The sequence below is a fragment of the Streptomyces sp. NPDC055078 genome, from assembly GCF_053607985.1.
Genome location: NZ_JBSGUP010000144.1, coordinates 1 through 14720, shown reverse-complemented (window position 1 = coordinate 14720; position 14720 = coordinate 1). Strand labels below are relative to the sequence as shown.

Annotated in this window: 13 protein-coding genes; 9 read left to right on the top strand and 4 right to left on the bottom strand. The window is 73.3% G+C overall.

The features are described 5' to 3' along the window. Positions 1-67 precede the first annotated feature (67 nt). Positions 68-1423: a M20/M25/M40 family metallo-hydrolase gene (locus ACWF94_RS15170; RefSeq protein WP_453487807.1), complete on the bottom strand. Its 1356-nt coding sequence runs from the start codon at positions 1421-1423 to the stop codon at positions 68-70. A gap of 110 nt (positions 1424-1533) precedes the next feature. On the opposite strand from ACWF94_RS15170, the gene ACWF94_RS15165 reads away from it, so the two are divergent. Beyond that, positions 1534-2853 carry a geranylgeranyl reductase family protein gene (locus ACWF94_RS15165; RefSeq protein ID WP_453487806.1) on the top strand — a complete coding sequence of 440 codons (1320 nt, stop codon included), beginning with the start codon at positions 1534-1536 and terminating at the stop codon, positions 2851-2853. A 22-nt stretch (positions 2854-2875) separates the two neighbouring features. Here ACWF94_RS15165 and ACWF94_RS15160 read toward each other — a convergent pair whose 3' ends face one another. Then, a complete protein-coding gene (locus tag ACWF94_RS15160; protein ID WP_453487805.1) occupies positions 2876-3325 on the bottom strand; it encodes a nitroreductase family deazaflavin-dependent oxidoreductase in 450 nt (149 codons plus the stop codon). Between the two features lie 241 nt (positions 3326-3566). Between ACWF94_RS15160 and ACWF94_RS15155 the strand changes: the two genes are divergently transcribed. The 3 genes from ACWF94_RS15155 (at position 3567) to ACWF94_RS15145 (ending at position 6604) form a co-directional block, all read left to right on the top strand. Further along, complete coding sequence (locus ACWF94_RS15155) at positions 3567-4307, top strand: TetR/AcrR family transcriptional regulator (RefSeq protein ID WP_453487804.1); 741 nt, start codon at positions 3567-3569, stop codon at positions 4305-4307. Between the two features lie 295 nt (positions 4308-4602). Next, positions 4603-5856, top strand: coding sequence for a sensor histidine kinase (locus tag ACWF94_RS15150; protein ID WP_453487803.1), 1254 nt, complete (start codon positions 4603-4605; stop codon positions 5854-5856). Positions 5857-5938: 82 nt separating this feature from the next. Beyond that, positions 5939-6604 (top strand): response regulator, encoded by a 666-nt coding sequence (locus ACWF94_RS15145; RefSeq protein ID WP_453487802.1) that lies wholly within the window; start codon positions 5939-5941, stop codon positions 6602-6604. On the opposite strand, the gene ACWF94_RS15140 is transcribed toward ACWF94_RS15145, so the two are convergent. Beyond that, positions 6565-6855 (bottom strand): DUF6332 family protein, encoded by a 291-nt coding sequence (locus ACWF94_RS15140; protein ID WP_453487801.1) that lies wholly within the window; start codon positions 6853-6855, stop codon positions 6565-6567. The two genes, ACWF94_RS15145 and ACWF94_RS15140, sit on opposite strands and share 40 nt — an antisense overlap. 157 nt (positions 6856-7012) lie before the next feature. Next, the gene (locus ACWF94_RS15135) at positions 7013-8245 is read right to left on the bottom strand and encodes an MFS transporter (protein WP_453487800.1); all 1233 of its coding nucleotides are present in this window, start codon (positions 8243-8245) and stop codon (positions 7013-7015) included. Between the two features lie 75 nt (positions 8246-8320). Between ACWF94_RS15135 and ACWF94_RS15130 the strand changes: the two genes are divergently transcribed. The 5 genes from ACWF94_RS15130 (at position 8321) to ACWF94_RS15110 (ending at position 14619) form a co-directional block, all read left to right on the top strand. Next, the gene (locus ACWF94_RS15130) at positions 8321-9553 is read left to right on the top strand and encodes an ROK family protein (RefSeq protein ID WP_453487799.1); all 1233 of its coding nucleotides are present in this window, start codon (positions 8321-8323) and stop codon (positions 9551-9553) included. Positions 9554-9865: 312 nt separating this feature from the next. Beyond that, positions 9866-10747 carry a YhjD/YihY/BrkB family envelope integrity protein gene (locus ACWF94_RS15125; RefSeq protein WP_453487809.1) on the top strand — a complete coding sequence of 294 codons (882 nt, stop codon included), beginning with the start codon at positions 9866-9868 and terminating at the stop codon, positions 10745-10747. A 142-nt stretch (positions 10748-10889) separates the two neighbouring features. Beyond that, complete coding sequence (locus ACWF94_RS15120) at positions 10890-11198, top strand: SHOCT domain-containing protein (protein WP_453487798.1); 309 nt, start codon at positions 10890-10892, stop codon at positions 11196-11198. 125 nt (positions 11199-11323) lie between these two features. Continuing rightward, positions 11324-12052, top strand: coding sequence for an ABC transporter ATP-binding protein (locus ACWF94_RS15115; protein WP_453487808.1), 729 nt, complete (start codon positions 11324-11326; stop codon positions 12050-12052). Continuing rightward, entirely contained in the window at positions 12049-14619 is a 2571-nt protein-coding gene (locus ACWF94_RS15110; RefSeq protein ID WP_453487797.1) for an ABC transporter permease, read from the top strand. Before ACWF94_RS15115 ends, ACWF94_RS15110 begins: the two co-directional genes overlap by 4 nt. The last annotated feature ends 101 nt before the right edge of the window (positions 14620-14720 follow it).

The window sequence follows — 14720 nt, the reverse complement described above, 5'->3', positions numbered from 1 at the left end:
GCACAACGCCGTACCCGCGCACGCCGCGTGAACCGATGCCGGGGCCGATGCCGCCCGGCCCCCCGGCTCAGCCCGCCGCGTAGTTCCGCAGGAACAGGGCTTCCGTCAGGGACAGCCGCTCCAGCTCCTTCGGGCAGACCGACTCGTTCACCGCGTGGATCTGCGCCGCCGGCTCACTCAGCCCGATGAGCAGGATCTCGGCGCGCGGGTACAGCTCCGCGAGCGTGTTGCACAGCGGGATCGACCCGCCCATGCCGGAGGTCTGCATCTCCTCGCCCGGGTAGGCGATCCGCATGGCGTCCGCCATCGCCGTGTACGCGGGGCTGCCGACATCGGCCCGGAACGGCTGGCCGAGCCCGATCTGTTCCACCGACACCCGCGCGCCCCACGGGGTACGCGACTCCAGATGCGTGATCAGCAGCTTGGCCGCCTCGGTCGCGTCCACCCCCGGCGGCACCCGCAGACTGACCACGGCACGGGCGCTCGCCTGCACGGACGGTGTGGCACCGACCACCGGAGGGGCGTCGATGCCCAGCACGGTGACGGCGGGCCGCGCCCAGATCCGGTCGGCCACCGAACCCGAACCGATCAGCTCCACCCCGTCGAGCACCTTGGCGTCCTTCCGGAAGTCCGCCTCCGGATACTGGAGCCCCTCCCAGGTCTCGTCCGCACGCAGGCCGTCCACGGTCGTCGAGCCGTCCTCGGCGCGCAGTGAGTCCAGTACGCGGATCAGCGCCGCCAGCGCGTCGGGCGCGGCGCCGCCGAACTGCCCCGAGTGCAGATTCCCCGCGAGGGTGTCGACGCTCACCCGTACGAGCACCATTCCGCGCAGCGTCGCGGTGACCGTCGGCAGGCCCGTGCGGAAGTTGCCGGAGTCGCCGATGACGATGGCGTCGGCTGCCAGCAGTTCGGGGTGCGCTTCCGCGTACCGCTCAAGGCCGCCCGTGCCCTGCTCCTCCGAACCCTCGACGATCACCTTGATGTGCACCGGCACACCGCCGTTCGCCTTAAGGGCGCGCAGGGCGAGCAGATGCATGATGAAACCGCCCTTGCAGTCGGCGGCCCCGCGTCCGTACCAGCGGCCGTCGCGCTCGGTCAGCTCGAACGGCGGAGAGTCCCAGCCGTCCGGGTCCAGCGGCGGCTGTACGTCGTAGTGCGCGTACAGCAGCACGGTCGGAGCGCCCGCAGGGCCGGGCAGCAGGCCGTAGACGGACTGGGTGCCGTCCGGGGTGTCGAGGACGGCGACCTCCTGGAACCCCTCGGCGCGCAGAGCGTCGGCACACCAGCCGGCCGCCGCTTCGCACTCGCTCCTGGGGAACTGCGCCGGATCCGCCACCGACCTGAAGGCCACCAGTTCCGTCAGCTCCGCCTTGGCGCGGGGCAGGAGCGAGGCGACGGTCTCGGAGATCGGATCGGCGGTCATGGGCACGCTCCTCGTGGGTGCGACGTTGTGCCATATGTGTACGGCGAAATGTGTGCCCGATCCTCCCACAGCGATGCGGGACGACCGCGCCGTAGGATGCCGTCGAGAGCATGGGGCACGCGTCGGACCGGGAGCGGAAGCACATCGTGAGCAGCGAGAACGACGGCACCGAGGCAGGGTCGGAAGCACAGGAGCACGATGACACCGTGCACGACGGCACCGTGCACGACGGCACCGTGCACGATGACACCGTGTGGGACGTCGTCGTCATCGGGGCCGGGCCCGCGGGCGCTTCGGCCGCGTACGCGGCGGCGGTGGCGGGCCGTCAGGTGCTGCTGCTGGAGAAGGCCGAGCTGCCGCGTTACAAGACCTGTGGCGGCGGCATCATCGGCCCGTCGCGGGACAGCCTGCCACCCGGCTTCGAGCTGCCGCTGCGGGACCGTGTCCACGCCGTGACGTTCTCGCTGAACGGCCGGCTGGCGCGGACGCGACGCTCCAGGAAGATGCTGTTCGGGCTCATCAACCGCCCGGAGTTCGACGCGGGACTGGTCGAGTACGCGCAGAAGGCGGGCGCCGAACTGCGTACCGGCGTCACGGTCTCCCGGGTCGAGCAGCACGGTCCCGCCGTCCCGGACCGGCGCACGGTCGCCGTGGTGACATCCGGCGGGGAGAGGGTGCTCGCGCGGGCGGTCGTCGGCGCCGACGGCAGTGCGAGCCGGATAGGGGCACATGTCGGGGTGAAGCTCGACCAGGTGGATCTGGGTCTGGAGGCCGAGATCCCGGTGCCCGACTCGGTGGCGGAGGACTGGGCGGGGCGGGTGCTTATCGACTGGGGCCCGATTCCGGGGAGTTATGGCTGGGTGTTCCCCAAGGGGAAGGTGCTGACCGTCGGGGTGATCTCGGCCCGGGGCGAGGGCGCAGCCACCAAGCGCTATCTGGAGGACTTCATCGCGCGGCTCGGGCTCGCCGGGTTCGAACCGGCGATCTCCTCGGGCCATCTGACCCGCTGCCGGAGCGACGACTCACCGCTGTCGCGCGGCCGGGTCCTGGTCTGCGGGGACGCGGCGGGCCTGCTGGAGCCCTGGACCCGCGAAGGGATCTCGTTCGCCCTGCGGTCCGGCCGGCTGGCGGGGGAGTGGGCCGTCCGGATCTCGGAGGCGCACGACGCGGTCGACGCCCGCCGTCAGGCGCTGAACTACGCCTTCGCCATCAAGGCGGGACTGGGTGTCGAGATGGGCGTCGGGCGGCGGATGCTGGCCCTCTTCGCGCGGCGGCCGGGGCTGTTCCACGCGGCTGTCACCGGTGTGCGGCCCGCGTGGCGTGCCTTCGGCGACATCACGCGCGGCTCGACGACGCTGGCGGGCATCGTCCGTACGAGTGGGATGGCCCGCCGGGCCCTGGAGGCCATGGACCGCCGCGCGAACCGCTGAGCGGGCCCGCCCCCTCCGGCCGTCACTTGTCGACCGTGAGCCGGAACACCGGGTGCCGGTGGGCGGCGGCGAGCAGTTCCTCGTCCGTGGACTTGGCGTTCACCTCACCGAAGAAGCGCCCGACCTCCCAGCCCCAGCGTTCCAGATAGACCCGCAGCAGGGCGGGCTTCTCCTCGTCGGACAGCTCGACCGCGGTGAACTGCTGGACCCTGCGGCCGAGCTTGAGCCGCCCGCCGCCCGCGGCCCGGAGATTGCGCACCCACTGCGAGTGGCCGCGTGCGGAGATCAGATACGGGCCGCCCTCGTAGGGGAGCGGATTGACCGGGATGCTCCGCCACTCACCGCTGGTGCGACCGAGGACGGACAGCTCGGCGGTGCCGAGGACACTGACCCCGCGCCGGGCGAGCCAGCCGACTGCGCTGTTCATCAGGTGGTCGAGGCGACCGGGCTTGATGTAGTGGGTCTGCGGCATGGTGGGCTCCCTGGGCGGTGTCGGTGCTGCTCGGGCTGGTGGCGGGGTGGCGGGTGGGTGGGGGTGAGGAAAGGTGAAGGTGCTGTGGGTGTTGCAGGCGCTGTGGGTGTTGCAGGTGGTTGCGGGCGATTGCGAGAGCAGTGCTCTCGCTTGAGATCAGTGTGCACCGGATTGGTGCTCCAAAGCAAGAGCAGTGCTCTCGATATTGGTCACTGCTCCGAAACGTGACAGACTGTCCCGCATGACCACGATCCGTGGGGCCAGGGAACGGGCCCGTGTCGAAGTCACCGCGGCCATCAAGACCGAGGCCCGCAGACAGCTCGCCGCCGAAGGCGCGGCCAAGCTGTCCCTCCGCGCGGTCGCCCGCGAGCTGGGCATGGTCTCCTCCGCGCTGTACCGCTACTTCCCCAGCCGCGACGACCTGCTCACCGCGCTGATCGTCGACGCCTATGACGCGGTCGGCGCCGCCGCCGAGTCCGCCCTCGCCCAGGCTCCCGGCCCCGATGACCCCGCCGCCCACCCCGCCAGGTGGATCGCGCTCTGCACCGCCGTACGCGCCTGGGCGCTCGCCCACCCCCATGAGTACGCGCTGATCTACGGCTCACCGGTCCCCGGCTACACCGCCCCGATGGACACCGTCGGACCCGCCGCCCGCGTCGGCACCGCGCTGATCGACGTGGCGCGCGAGGCGCACCGCACCAAGGGCCTCGCGCCACCGCCGCTCGACGAGCGGTTGCGACCCGAGGCACACCGCCTCACGGCCGAGCTGGCCCCCGATCTCCCACCGCCCGTCGTCGTGGCCTTGGTGGCCGCCTGGTCGCAGCTCTTCGGGCTGATCTCGTTCGAACTCTTCGGCCAGTTCAACCGGGTGGTCGGGGAACGGGACGAGTTCTTCGCGCACGCCGTCGCCCGGCTCGCGTACGAGGTCGGGCTGGGGACTCAGACCGCCGGTCCGCTCCCCGGCAGCAGGGCCGGGTCCTGACGCGGCACCCGTCCAGGCGGGGAGCGCGGGGCCGGGCCCGGATCCGCGCCCGTTCGACCGGGCGATCCGGTGCCGCGTTCCTCGTACGCCGGGTGGTGCTCCCCCTGTCGTGATGCGGCTCGCCGGCCGGGCGAGCCGGCGGGCGCCCCCACCGCCGCGGCGTCTCCGCCGGAGATCCGGACCGGCCGGGGTGCCCGCGCCCGAGGCGGCCGGATGCCGTACTGCGAAGGGAGTACGTCCGATGACCACGCCCGGCTGACGCCCGGGGGGACACCGCCGGTCTAGCGTGGCCGGTATGGAAGAGCAGCACACCCGAGCCTGCGGCGGTCCGCCCTGGTCACGGGGCGGTCCACCCTGGGTACGCGGCGACGGGCCGCCGCCGCCGGGAGTGGGAGAGGAACGGCGCGGTCTCCGTGCGGTGCCCTGGATCTCGACACTCCTGGTGGCCGTGTTCGTGGTGGTGGGGTCGCGCTTCGCCGGCCGGGGGCAGCTGGACCGCGAGATGCTCGACACCTTCGGGCGGGTCCTGCTGCTCGCGGGCGCCGCGTTTCTGCTGCTGCGCGGGCGGTGGCCGGTGGCCGCCCTCGCCGGCACCGTGGCCGCGACGCTGGTCTATGTCGGAGCGGGCTATCCGTACGGACCCGTCTTCCTCCCCATGATCGTCGCGGCGTTCGCTGCCGTGGTCTCCGGGCACCGGCGCGCGGCCTGGTGGATCGTCGGCGGATTCTGGGTCGGCCATGTGCTGCTCGGGCACTGGCTCTACCGGTACCTGCCACCGCCCGGCGACTCCGGCCAGCCATGGGGCCAGGAACTGATCATCGCGGCCTGGGTGACCGCCGTGCTCGCCGCGTCGGAACTGGTGCGCGTCCGGCGTCAGGAGTGGGTGCGCCAGCGGACCGAGCGGGCGGTCGCCGCCAAGCGCCGCGCCGATGAGGAGCGGCTGCGGATCGCCCGCGAACTGCACGATGTGCTCGCCCACTCCATCTCCGTCATCAATGTCCAGGCGGGGGTCGGGCTCGCCCTGCTCGACAGCGACCCCGAGCAGGCCCGTACCGCCCTCACCACCATCAAGGCGGCCAGCAAGGAGGCGCTGGGCGAGGTGCGCCAGGTCCTCGACAGCCTGCGCACACCCGGAGACGCCCCCCGTGCGCCCGCCCCGGGGCTCGACCGGCTCCCCGAACTGGTCGAACAGGCCGCCGGCGCCGGACTGACCGTCACCGTCGACACGGCGGGCACGCCCCTCGCGCTGCCGCCGGGCACCGATCTCGCCGCCTTCCGGATCATCCAGGAGGCCCTGACCAATGTCGTACGGCACTCCCGGTCCCGCACCGCGCGGGTACGGATCGCACACGAGCCGGGCCACCTGGTGCTCGGCATCGACGACGACGGCCCGGCCGCCGGTTCCGACGCGGGCGGCAGCGGCAACGGCCTCGCGGGGATGCGTGAGCGCGCCGCCGCGCTGGGTGGCACCATCGACGCGGGACCCCGCCCGGACGGCGGGTTCCGGGTCCGGGCCGACCTTCCCGTACGGCCGAAGGAAGCCCCGTGACGCGTCGGCGGACGCCCTGCCCCGTACCGGCGGCGAAGGGCTCCGTACCGGCGGCAACGATGACGAACGACAAGGAGTTCCTGTGATCCGCGTACTGCTCGCCGATGACCAACTGCTGGTCAGGGCAGGCTTCCGGGCACTGCTCGACGCCCAGCGGGACATCGAGGTCGCGGGCGAGGCGGCCGACGGCGAGGAAGCGGTGCGGCTGGTGCGCGAACTGCGGCCGGACGTCGTACTGATGGACATCCGGATGCCACGGCTCGACGGGCTCGCCGCCACTCGCCAGATCACCGGGGACGAGCGGCTCAACGAGGTGAAGGTCGTCATGCTGACCACCTTCGAACTCGACGAGTACGTCTTCGAGGCGATCCGCTCCGGCGCCTCGGGCTTTCTGGTCAAGGACACCGAGCCGGACGAACTCCTGCGCGCGGTAAGGGCGGTGGTGGCCGGGGACGCGCTGCTGTCGCCCGGGGTGACCCGCCGGCTGATCGCGGAGTTCGCGGCCCGCTCCAAGGCGCCCACGGACGCCCGGGGGCTCGGGGACCTCACCGAACGCGAACGCGAGGTGATGGCGCTCGTCGGCATCGGTCTCTCCAACGACGAGATCGCCCGCCGGCTGGTCGTCAGCCCGCTCACCGCCAAGACCCATGTGAGCCGCGCGATGGTGAAGCTGGGCGCGCGGGACCGGGCCCAACTCGTCGTACTTGCCTATGAGTCGGGGCTGGTGCGGCCGGGCTGGCTGGGCTGACCCTGCCTCTGGGAAAAACGCCACAGCACCGTGACCACCCGCAGCACGAAGACCGCCACGGCCGCCGAGGCGCCCGCGACGAACAGCCCGCGCTCGACGGCGTACGGCATCACGAACATCGCCTTCGGCCCGGCGATCACCCCGAAGGCCACGGCGGCGGCGAGGACTCCGCTCAGCAGCGCGTAACCGATCTCGACGGTGATCGCGTCCCGCTCCGCCTGGGTGCGCCGCCCGCCCCTGTCCCTGTCCATGCCCGGTTCATGCCCCTGCCGGAAGCGCCGTAAGCCCGTAGGCTCGTAAGCCCGTAAGCGCGGCGGCCGTGAGCGCGGTGACCGTGAGCGGTGGGCGTAGACGCGGTGGTCGTCAGCGCGGCGGACGGCTCTTCGACGAAGCTCCCGGGGCGTCGGGTCAGCTCTCCCCGGCCGCCGCCCGGGGCGTCTCCGCGTTGCGTGCCGCGTACCCGATGAGGGCGGCGGCCGATGCGAGCAGGGCGACCGTGGTCAGGGCGACGGGGAGGGAGAACCAGTCGGCGAGGAAGCCGATGGCGGGCGGTCCGAGCAGCATTCCGCCGTAGCCGAGTGTGGAGGCGGCGGCGACCCCGGTGGGCCCCGCGAGCGCGCCCGCCCTGGCCACCGCCACCGGGAAGATGTTCGCCAGCCCGAGGCCCGCGACCCCGAAGCCCAGCAGGACGAGCCACACGGTCGGGGCGAGCGCCCCGATGAGCATGCCGAGCGCGGCCGTGGTGCCGCCTGCGACGAGGGTGCGGGTCTGGCCGAGGCGCTCCAGCAGAAAGGTGCCGGACAGCCGGCCCGCGGTCATCGCGAGGGCGAACAGCGAGTAACCGAGGGCCGCGACGCCGGGCCGGGCGTCGAGGTCCTCCTCCAGATGGAGTGCGCCCCAGTCGGCCATCGCCCCCTCGCCGTACGCCGTGCAGAGCGCGATCACCCCGAACAGCAGGACGAGCCTGCGGGTCCGTCCCCTGAGCCGGTGCGGCGCGGACTCCCGCCCGGCCGTCGGGGCGGCCGGTGCGGGGTGGCGCAGCAGGGCGGGGCCCGCGACGGCCGTGGTCAGCAGGCCGAGGGCGGTGAGCAGCAGCAGGTGTGCCGTGGGGGACAGTCCCCCCGCGATCAGCGCGCCGAGTCCCGCGCCGACCATGCCGCCGAGGCTGAACGCCCCGTGGAAGGTGGGCATCACCGGCCGCCCCAGCGCGGCGACCAGGTCGACCGCGGCACTGTTCAGCGAGACGCTCATGGCGCCGTAGCCCGCGCCGAACACCAGCAGGACGAGGCCGAGCGCGAGCGCCGAACCCGTCAGCGGCGGCAGGGCGATGGCCAGTGACAGCAGGGTGGCGGCGGCGATCACCACCGGCAGGCTGCCGAAGCGGCGGCAGAGCCGGCCGGTGAGGGTCATGGTCACCACCCCGCCCGCCGAGACGCCGAGCAGCGCGAGCCCCAGCGCGCTCGCCGATGCGCCGGTCTGCTCCTTGATCGCCGGGATCCGGACGACCCAGCCGGCGAAGAGGAATCCGTCGAGGGCGAAGAAGACGGTCAGGGCGATACGGAAGCGGGACAGGGAGGAGGGGGCGGTGCTCTCGCCGGGTCCTCCGGGCGTAGTCGGCCGTAGTTTGTTTAGTTTCGGCACAAACAGAGGATAGGTGTAGGGCGCGTTCCGGACAAGACGGCCGGACTGCCGTCGGACCATGGGAGACTCGCCACCATGAACGGCAAGGTGACGACCACCAGAGCGAAGCTGGAGAGGGGTCGCAGCGCGCTCGGCCCCGCGCTGGAGCTGGTGCATACCGGCCGCGCGCCCACCCGCGCCGTCCTCACCGCCGAACTCGGCGTCACCCGCGCCACCGCGGGCGCGGTCGCGGCAGAACTGGAGGCCCTCGGCCTCATCCGGGTCGACCACCGCCCCGCCGCCTCGGCCGGCTCCCAGGGCAGGCCCTCCCACCGGCTGGCCGTGGACGACACAGGCCCCGTCGTCCTCGCCGCCCAGGTGCACTCCGACGGCTTCCGTGCCGCGCTCGTCGCCCTCGGCGGCCGGACCGTCGCGACCGCCCCCGGCTGTGTCACGGTCTCCGCCGACCCCGCCCAGGTGCTCGGCGCGGTCGTGGACGCCGGAGCGGCCCTGCTGCGCGCCAGCGGACGCCGGTGCGTGGGCGCGGGCCTCGCCGTCCCTTCGGCGGTCGCCGAACCCGAAGGGACCGCCCTCAACCCCCTGCATCTGGCCTGGCCCGGCGGATCGCCCGTACGCGACATCTTCGCCGAGCGCGTCCGGGCCGCGGGCATCACCGAACCCGCGTTCACCGGCAACGACATCAACCTCACCGCGCTCGCCGAACACCGCCACGGCGCCGGGCGCGGCGCGAAGCATCTGCTCTGCGTCGCCACCGGGCACCGGGGCGTCGGCGGCGCGCTCGTCCTCGACGGGCGGCTGCACACCGGCAGTTCCGGCCTCGCCCTCGAAGTCGGCCATCTGAACGTCGCCCCCGACGGCCGCCCCTGCCACTGCGGAAGCCGCGGCTGCCTCGACGTCGAGACCGACCCGGGCGCCTTCCTCGCCGCGGCGGGCCGCGAGCCGGGCCCGGAGGTCTCCCAGCTCGCCCAGGCCAGGGAACTACTGCGTTCGGAGTACGCCGACCCGTCCGTACCGGGCGACCCCTCCGTGCGGACCGCGGCGGAGGCCCTGATCGACCGGCTCGGTCTCGGGCTCGCCGGACTGGTCAACATCCTCAACCCCGACCGCATCATCCTCGGCGGACTGCACCGCGAACTCCTGACCGCCGACCCCGAGCGGCTGCGGGCCGTGGTCGCCGACCGCAGCCTGTGGGGTCGCAGCGGGGGCGTACCGATCCTGCCCTGCGCACTCGACCACAGCATCCTGGTGGGCGCGGCGGAGCTGGCCTGGCAGCCGATCCTCGACGATCCGCTCGGCGCGCTCGGCTGAACGTTCCCGCCGGGCGGGGCCGGGGGACGGGGGGCCACCCGTCCGGAGTGCGCGGGGCTGCTGCCCCTCAGGGGGTACGCGGCGGGGCCACCGGTCCGGGGGTGTGCCCACCGGGCCACGGTCCCGGGGGTGACCGGGCCACCGGTCCCGGGGCACGTCGCCGTGCCACCCGTCCTCGCTCGTGCGGCGGGGGCCACCCGTCCGGGGGCACGATGGACGCCCGCCCACCGTGAGCGGGTAGTCGAGACGCATGAGCCGAAAGCCCCCGGTGCCCCGGCCGTACCGCGCGACGGCAGCGCGCGCGGCCGGCCGATGACCCCTCAGCCCTCCGGCGCGGAGCCCCGCCCGCACCGGTTCCGGCGGCTGCGCGAGAGGCCCCTCGCCGTGTTCGTCGGCCGGGCCTGGGTGCGCGGCCATGAGCTGGAACTGCTGCACCGCGCCATGGGCTTCGCCGCACTCGGCTTTCTCACCCTCGTCCCGCTGCTGATCGTCGTCGCCGCGGCCGACCCCGCCAGCGGCCAGGGCTTCGCCCGCTGGCTGGGCCAGGCGCTCGGTGTCTCCGAAGCCTCCCAGGCAGAGGTCGAACGGATCTTCGGCATGCCGGGCACGGCGCTCCAGCGCACCACGGCCTTCGGTCTCGCCGCGCTCGCCGTGTTCGGGCTGACCTTCGGCTCCGCGGTCCAGACGGGATACGAGAAGGTCTGGGACCTGCCCACGGCCCGCTGGCACACCATGTGGCGCCATGTCGTCTTCCTCGCCCTGCTCGTCTTCTCCCTGCTGGTCTTCGTCAACACGCCCGCCCCCTCCGGCTCCGTCCCGGGCACGATCGGCACCGCACTCCTCGATGTGGTCGGCGCCTTCGTGTTCTTCTGGGTCTCCCAGCGGCTGCTGCTCAGCGGCCGGGTCCGCTGGGGAGCGCTGCTGCCCGGCGCGGTGGCCAGCGCGCTGTCCATGCTCGGCCTGCGCGTCTTCTCCCAGCTGGTCTTCTCACCGCTGATCGCCTCCAACGCCGTCACCTACGGCCCCTTCGGGACCGTGCTGGTCATCCAGTCCTGGCTCGTCGGCGTCGGTGTGGTCGTCTACGGCGGCGCGCTGGTCGGCCGGCTCATCCACGAGGAACGCGTACACCGCAGGCTGCGCCGCGCGGGTACACCGGGAGGTCCGGACCCCGGGGACTTCGACGACGCGACCTAGGAAGGAGCAGCCCCCGCACCCCCGGCCTACTCCCCGGGTGGTACACGCACTGCCGCTGGCCGTACGACGACGCCACCCCCCTCTCGGCGGGAGCCTCGGAAGCGTCAGGCACACACCATCGCCACCGAGGAGCTGAACCGAGATGAACACGCTGGCCTTCGGGGACGGGCAAGGGCCCGGCCCGTGGATTCTGTTCTTCCCGCTGATTTGGGCGGCCGTCGCCGTCGGCGCCGTCACACTGCTGCGCCGTACCGGGATCTGGCGCGGACGCCGGGGCCCCTGGCAGGCCCGCACCGGCCACCCCGCGCGGGATGTTCATGGCGAGAACTCGCCGATAGCCCTCCTCGGACGCCGTTTCGCGGCGGGTGAGATCGACGAGGACGAGTACTGGCGCAGGCTGTCCGTCCTGGACGAGCAGTTCGGCCGCGCCGGTCAGGTGGGTGGCGCGTGAACACCGTCCCGGGCCCGCTCCCCACCCCCGGCCCGCACGCTCCCGGGCCCCCGCACACCGCCCCAGGCCCCCGGCACGCCCGGGCCGCCGAGCCCCCCGCCTTCGCCGCCGAGGTCGTCGACGCCGTGAAGATCTACGGCCGGGGCGACACGGAAGTACGGGCCCTGGACGGGGTGAGTGTCGGCTTCCCGGCCGGACGCTTCACCGCGATCATGGGCCCGTCCGGCTCCGGCAAATCGACGCTGATGCACTGCGCGGCCGGACTCGACACCCTCACCACCGGCTCCGCCCTCATCGGCAGGACCGATCTGAGCACCCTTGACGAACGAGCGCTCACGCTGCTGCGCCGTGAGCGCATCGGCTTCGTCTTCCAGGCGTTCAATCTGATCCCCACGCTCACCGTCGCCGAGAACATCACCCTTCCCATCGACCTCGCCGGTGACCGCCCTGACCGCGACTGGCTGGACGCCCTCGTCGACACCGTCGGACTCCGCGACCGGCTGCACCACCGGCCCGCCGAACTGTCCGGCGGCCAGCAGCAGCGCGTCGCCGTGGCCCGCGCCTTCGCCGGACGGCCCGATGTGGTCTTCGCCGACGAACCCACCGGAAACCTGGACTCCCGCGCGGGCGACGAGGTGCTGCGGCTGCTGGGGCGCACGGTGCGCCGCACGGACCGTACGGTCGTCATGGTCACCCATGACCCGGTCGCCGCCGCCCACGCCGACGAGGTCGTCTTCCTCGCCGACGGCCGGCTCGTCGACCGGATGGCGGCCCCGACCGCCGATCGCGTACTGGACCGGCTGAAGGCCCTCGACTCCGTCGGCAGGCGCCGAGACCGGGCGGCGACGGCATGAGCGGCGCCCGGACCTCACTGCGGCTGAGCATCAACTCGCTGCGCGCCCACAAACGGCGCTTCGCCGGCACCCTGACCGCCGTACTGCTCGGTGTCGCCTTCCTCGCGGGCACCCTCGTCATGGGCGACACCCTGCGCGGCAGCTTCGACACCATGTTCGCCAATGCCAACGGCGGCACCGACGCCGTCGTACGGAGCGAGGACACCGTCACCGTCTCCGGCGAGCGGGAGGGTACCCGCAGGTCCGTACCGGTGGACCTCGCCGCCCGGATCGCCGGGACCCCCGGCGTCGCCGCCGCGGTGCCCAACGTCCAGGGCGCCGGGCAGCTGGTGGGTTCCGACGGCAAGCCCATCGGCGGCCAGGGCCCGCCCACCCTCGCGGGCAACTGGATCGGCGATCCCCGGCTGAACGCCTACCGGCTCGCCGAAGGACGCGCCCCCGCCGCAACCGGCGAGGTCGTCGTCAACCGAGGCGCCGCCGAGACCGGAAAGCTCAAGATCGGCGACCGCACCGTACTGCGCACCCCCGACCCGGTCCGGGTCACCATCGTCGGCCTGGCCACCTTCGGCGGCGAGGACGGCATGGCCCGGACGACCTACACCGGAATGACCCTCGCCGACGCCGAGAAGTACCTCACCCCGAAGCCGGGTGAAGCGGCGTCCATCCAGGTGCGCGCGGAGCCCGGCACCGGTCAGCGGGAGCTGGTGGCGGCGCTCGCCCCTGTACTCCCCGAAGGCGTCGAGGCGATCACCGGACAGGAGGCGACCGAAGAGGACCAGGACATGATCTCGGGACAGTTCCTGGATCTGTTCACCACCCTGCTGCTGGTCTTCTCCGGCATCGTGCTGCTGGTCGCGACCTTCTCCATCTACAACACCTTCGCGATCGTCATCGCCCAGCGCACCCGGGAGAACGCGCTGCTGCGTGCGCTCGGCGCCTCCCGCCGGCAGGTCGTCGGCTCGACGCTCGCCGAAGCCGCCGTCGTCGCCGTCGTCGCGTCCGCCGCGGGCCTGCTCGGCGGCATCGGCATCGCCCTGGGACTGGGAGCGCTCTTCCCGGTCATCGGATTCCCCTTCCCTGAGGGCGCTCTCGTCGTCAGTGCCACCTCGCTGCTGCTGCCCCTGGCCGTCGGTGTGCTCGTCTGTCTCGGCTCGGCGCTCGTGCCCGCCGTCCGCGCCGGCCGGACCGCCCCGCTGGCCGCGCTGCGCGAAACGGCCGTCGACCAGTCGGCCGCCTCCCGGAAGCGGCTGTACGCGGGAGCGGCCATCGCCGTCGCAGGGACCGGCACCATCCTCGCCGGAGCCCTCGCCACCCCCTCGATCTGGCTCGCGTCCACCGGCGCGGTCCTCGCCCTGGTCGCCTTCGTGGTGCTGGGCCCGGTCGCGGCCTCCCGCGCCGTACGGATCCTGGGCGGACCGCTCGGCCGGCTGTCCGGCGTCACCGGCCGGCTCGCACAGCGCAACGCCCTGCGCAGCCCCAAACGCACGGCGGCCACCGCCACCGCGCTGATGATCGGGGTCGCCGTCGTCTCGCTGTTCACGGTCTTCGGCGCCTCGCTCAAGGCCACCATGGACCAGACCGTCTCCCGCTCCTTCGCGGGCGATGTCGCGGTGAGCACACCCTCGTTCGGCGCGGGCGGCAGCGGACTGAGTCCCCGGCTGGCCCCGGCCATCGCCGACCAGCCCGAGGTGGCGACCGCCGTCGGTCTCGGCCAGGGGGTCGCCGAGATCGACGGCTCGGGCCGCCGGCTCACCGTCACCGACCCGGTGGCGCTCGGCGAGGCGTTCGACCTCGGCACCGTACAGGGCTCGCTGGCGGGGCTGGGCACCGACGGCATCGCCGTGGCCGACTCCACGGCGGACAAGCACGGATGGCGGCCCGGATCCACCGCGGAACTCGCCTTCACCGACGGGACCGAGCGGACCTTCACCGTCCGGGCGGTGTACGAGCAGTCGGAGCTGGCGGGCGACTACATCATCACCCGTCAGGCATGGGCCCCGCACCGCGGCCAGGACTCCGACACACTGATCGCCGTCAGCTTCCGGGACGGCGTGCCGACCGCCGAGGGCACGGCAGCCGTCGAGAAGACCGCCGCCGCCTACGGCAACCCCGAGGTGCAGACCCGCGAGGAGTACGCGCAGAGCGCCGCCGGAGGCATCGACATGATGCTCACTCTGGTCTACGCGCTCCTCGCGCTCGCCGTCGTGATCGCGCTGCTGGGCATCGCCAACACGCTCACCCTCGCGATTCACGAACGCACCAGGGAACTCGGCCTGCTGCGCGCGGTGGGCCAGACCAGGCGTCAGCTGCGCGCCATGGTGCGCTACGAGTCGGTGCTCGTCGCCGCGTTCGGCACGGCGGGCGGACTGGCCCTGGGCGGACTCCTCGGCTGGGTCCTGGTCAAGGCGTCCGAGGGCGCGGGCGACACGCCGTTCGCGTTCGCCGTGCCGCCGGTCCAGCTGACGGTGGTCGCCCTGGTCGGTCTGCTCGCCGGCGCGCTCGCCGGCTGGCGGCCCGCCCGCCGAGCGGCACGCCTGGATGTCCTGCGGGCGATCGCGACGGAGTAGCGACCGCCAGGCCCTGAGGGGTCGATGGGCCCGCGCGGAGGCTGTCGCGGGCCCATGGCCCGCACGGTCCATGGGCCCCGTACAGTCCTTGGGCCCCGTAC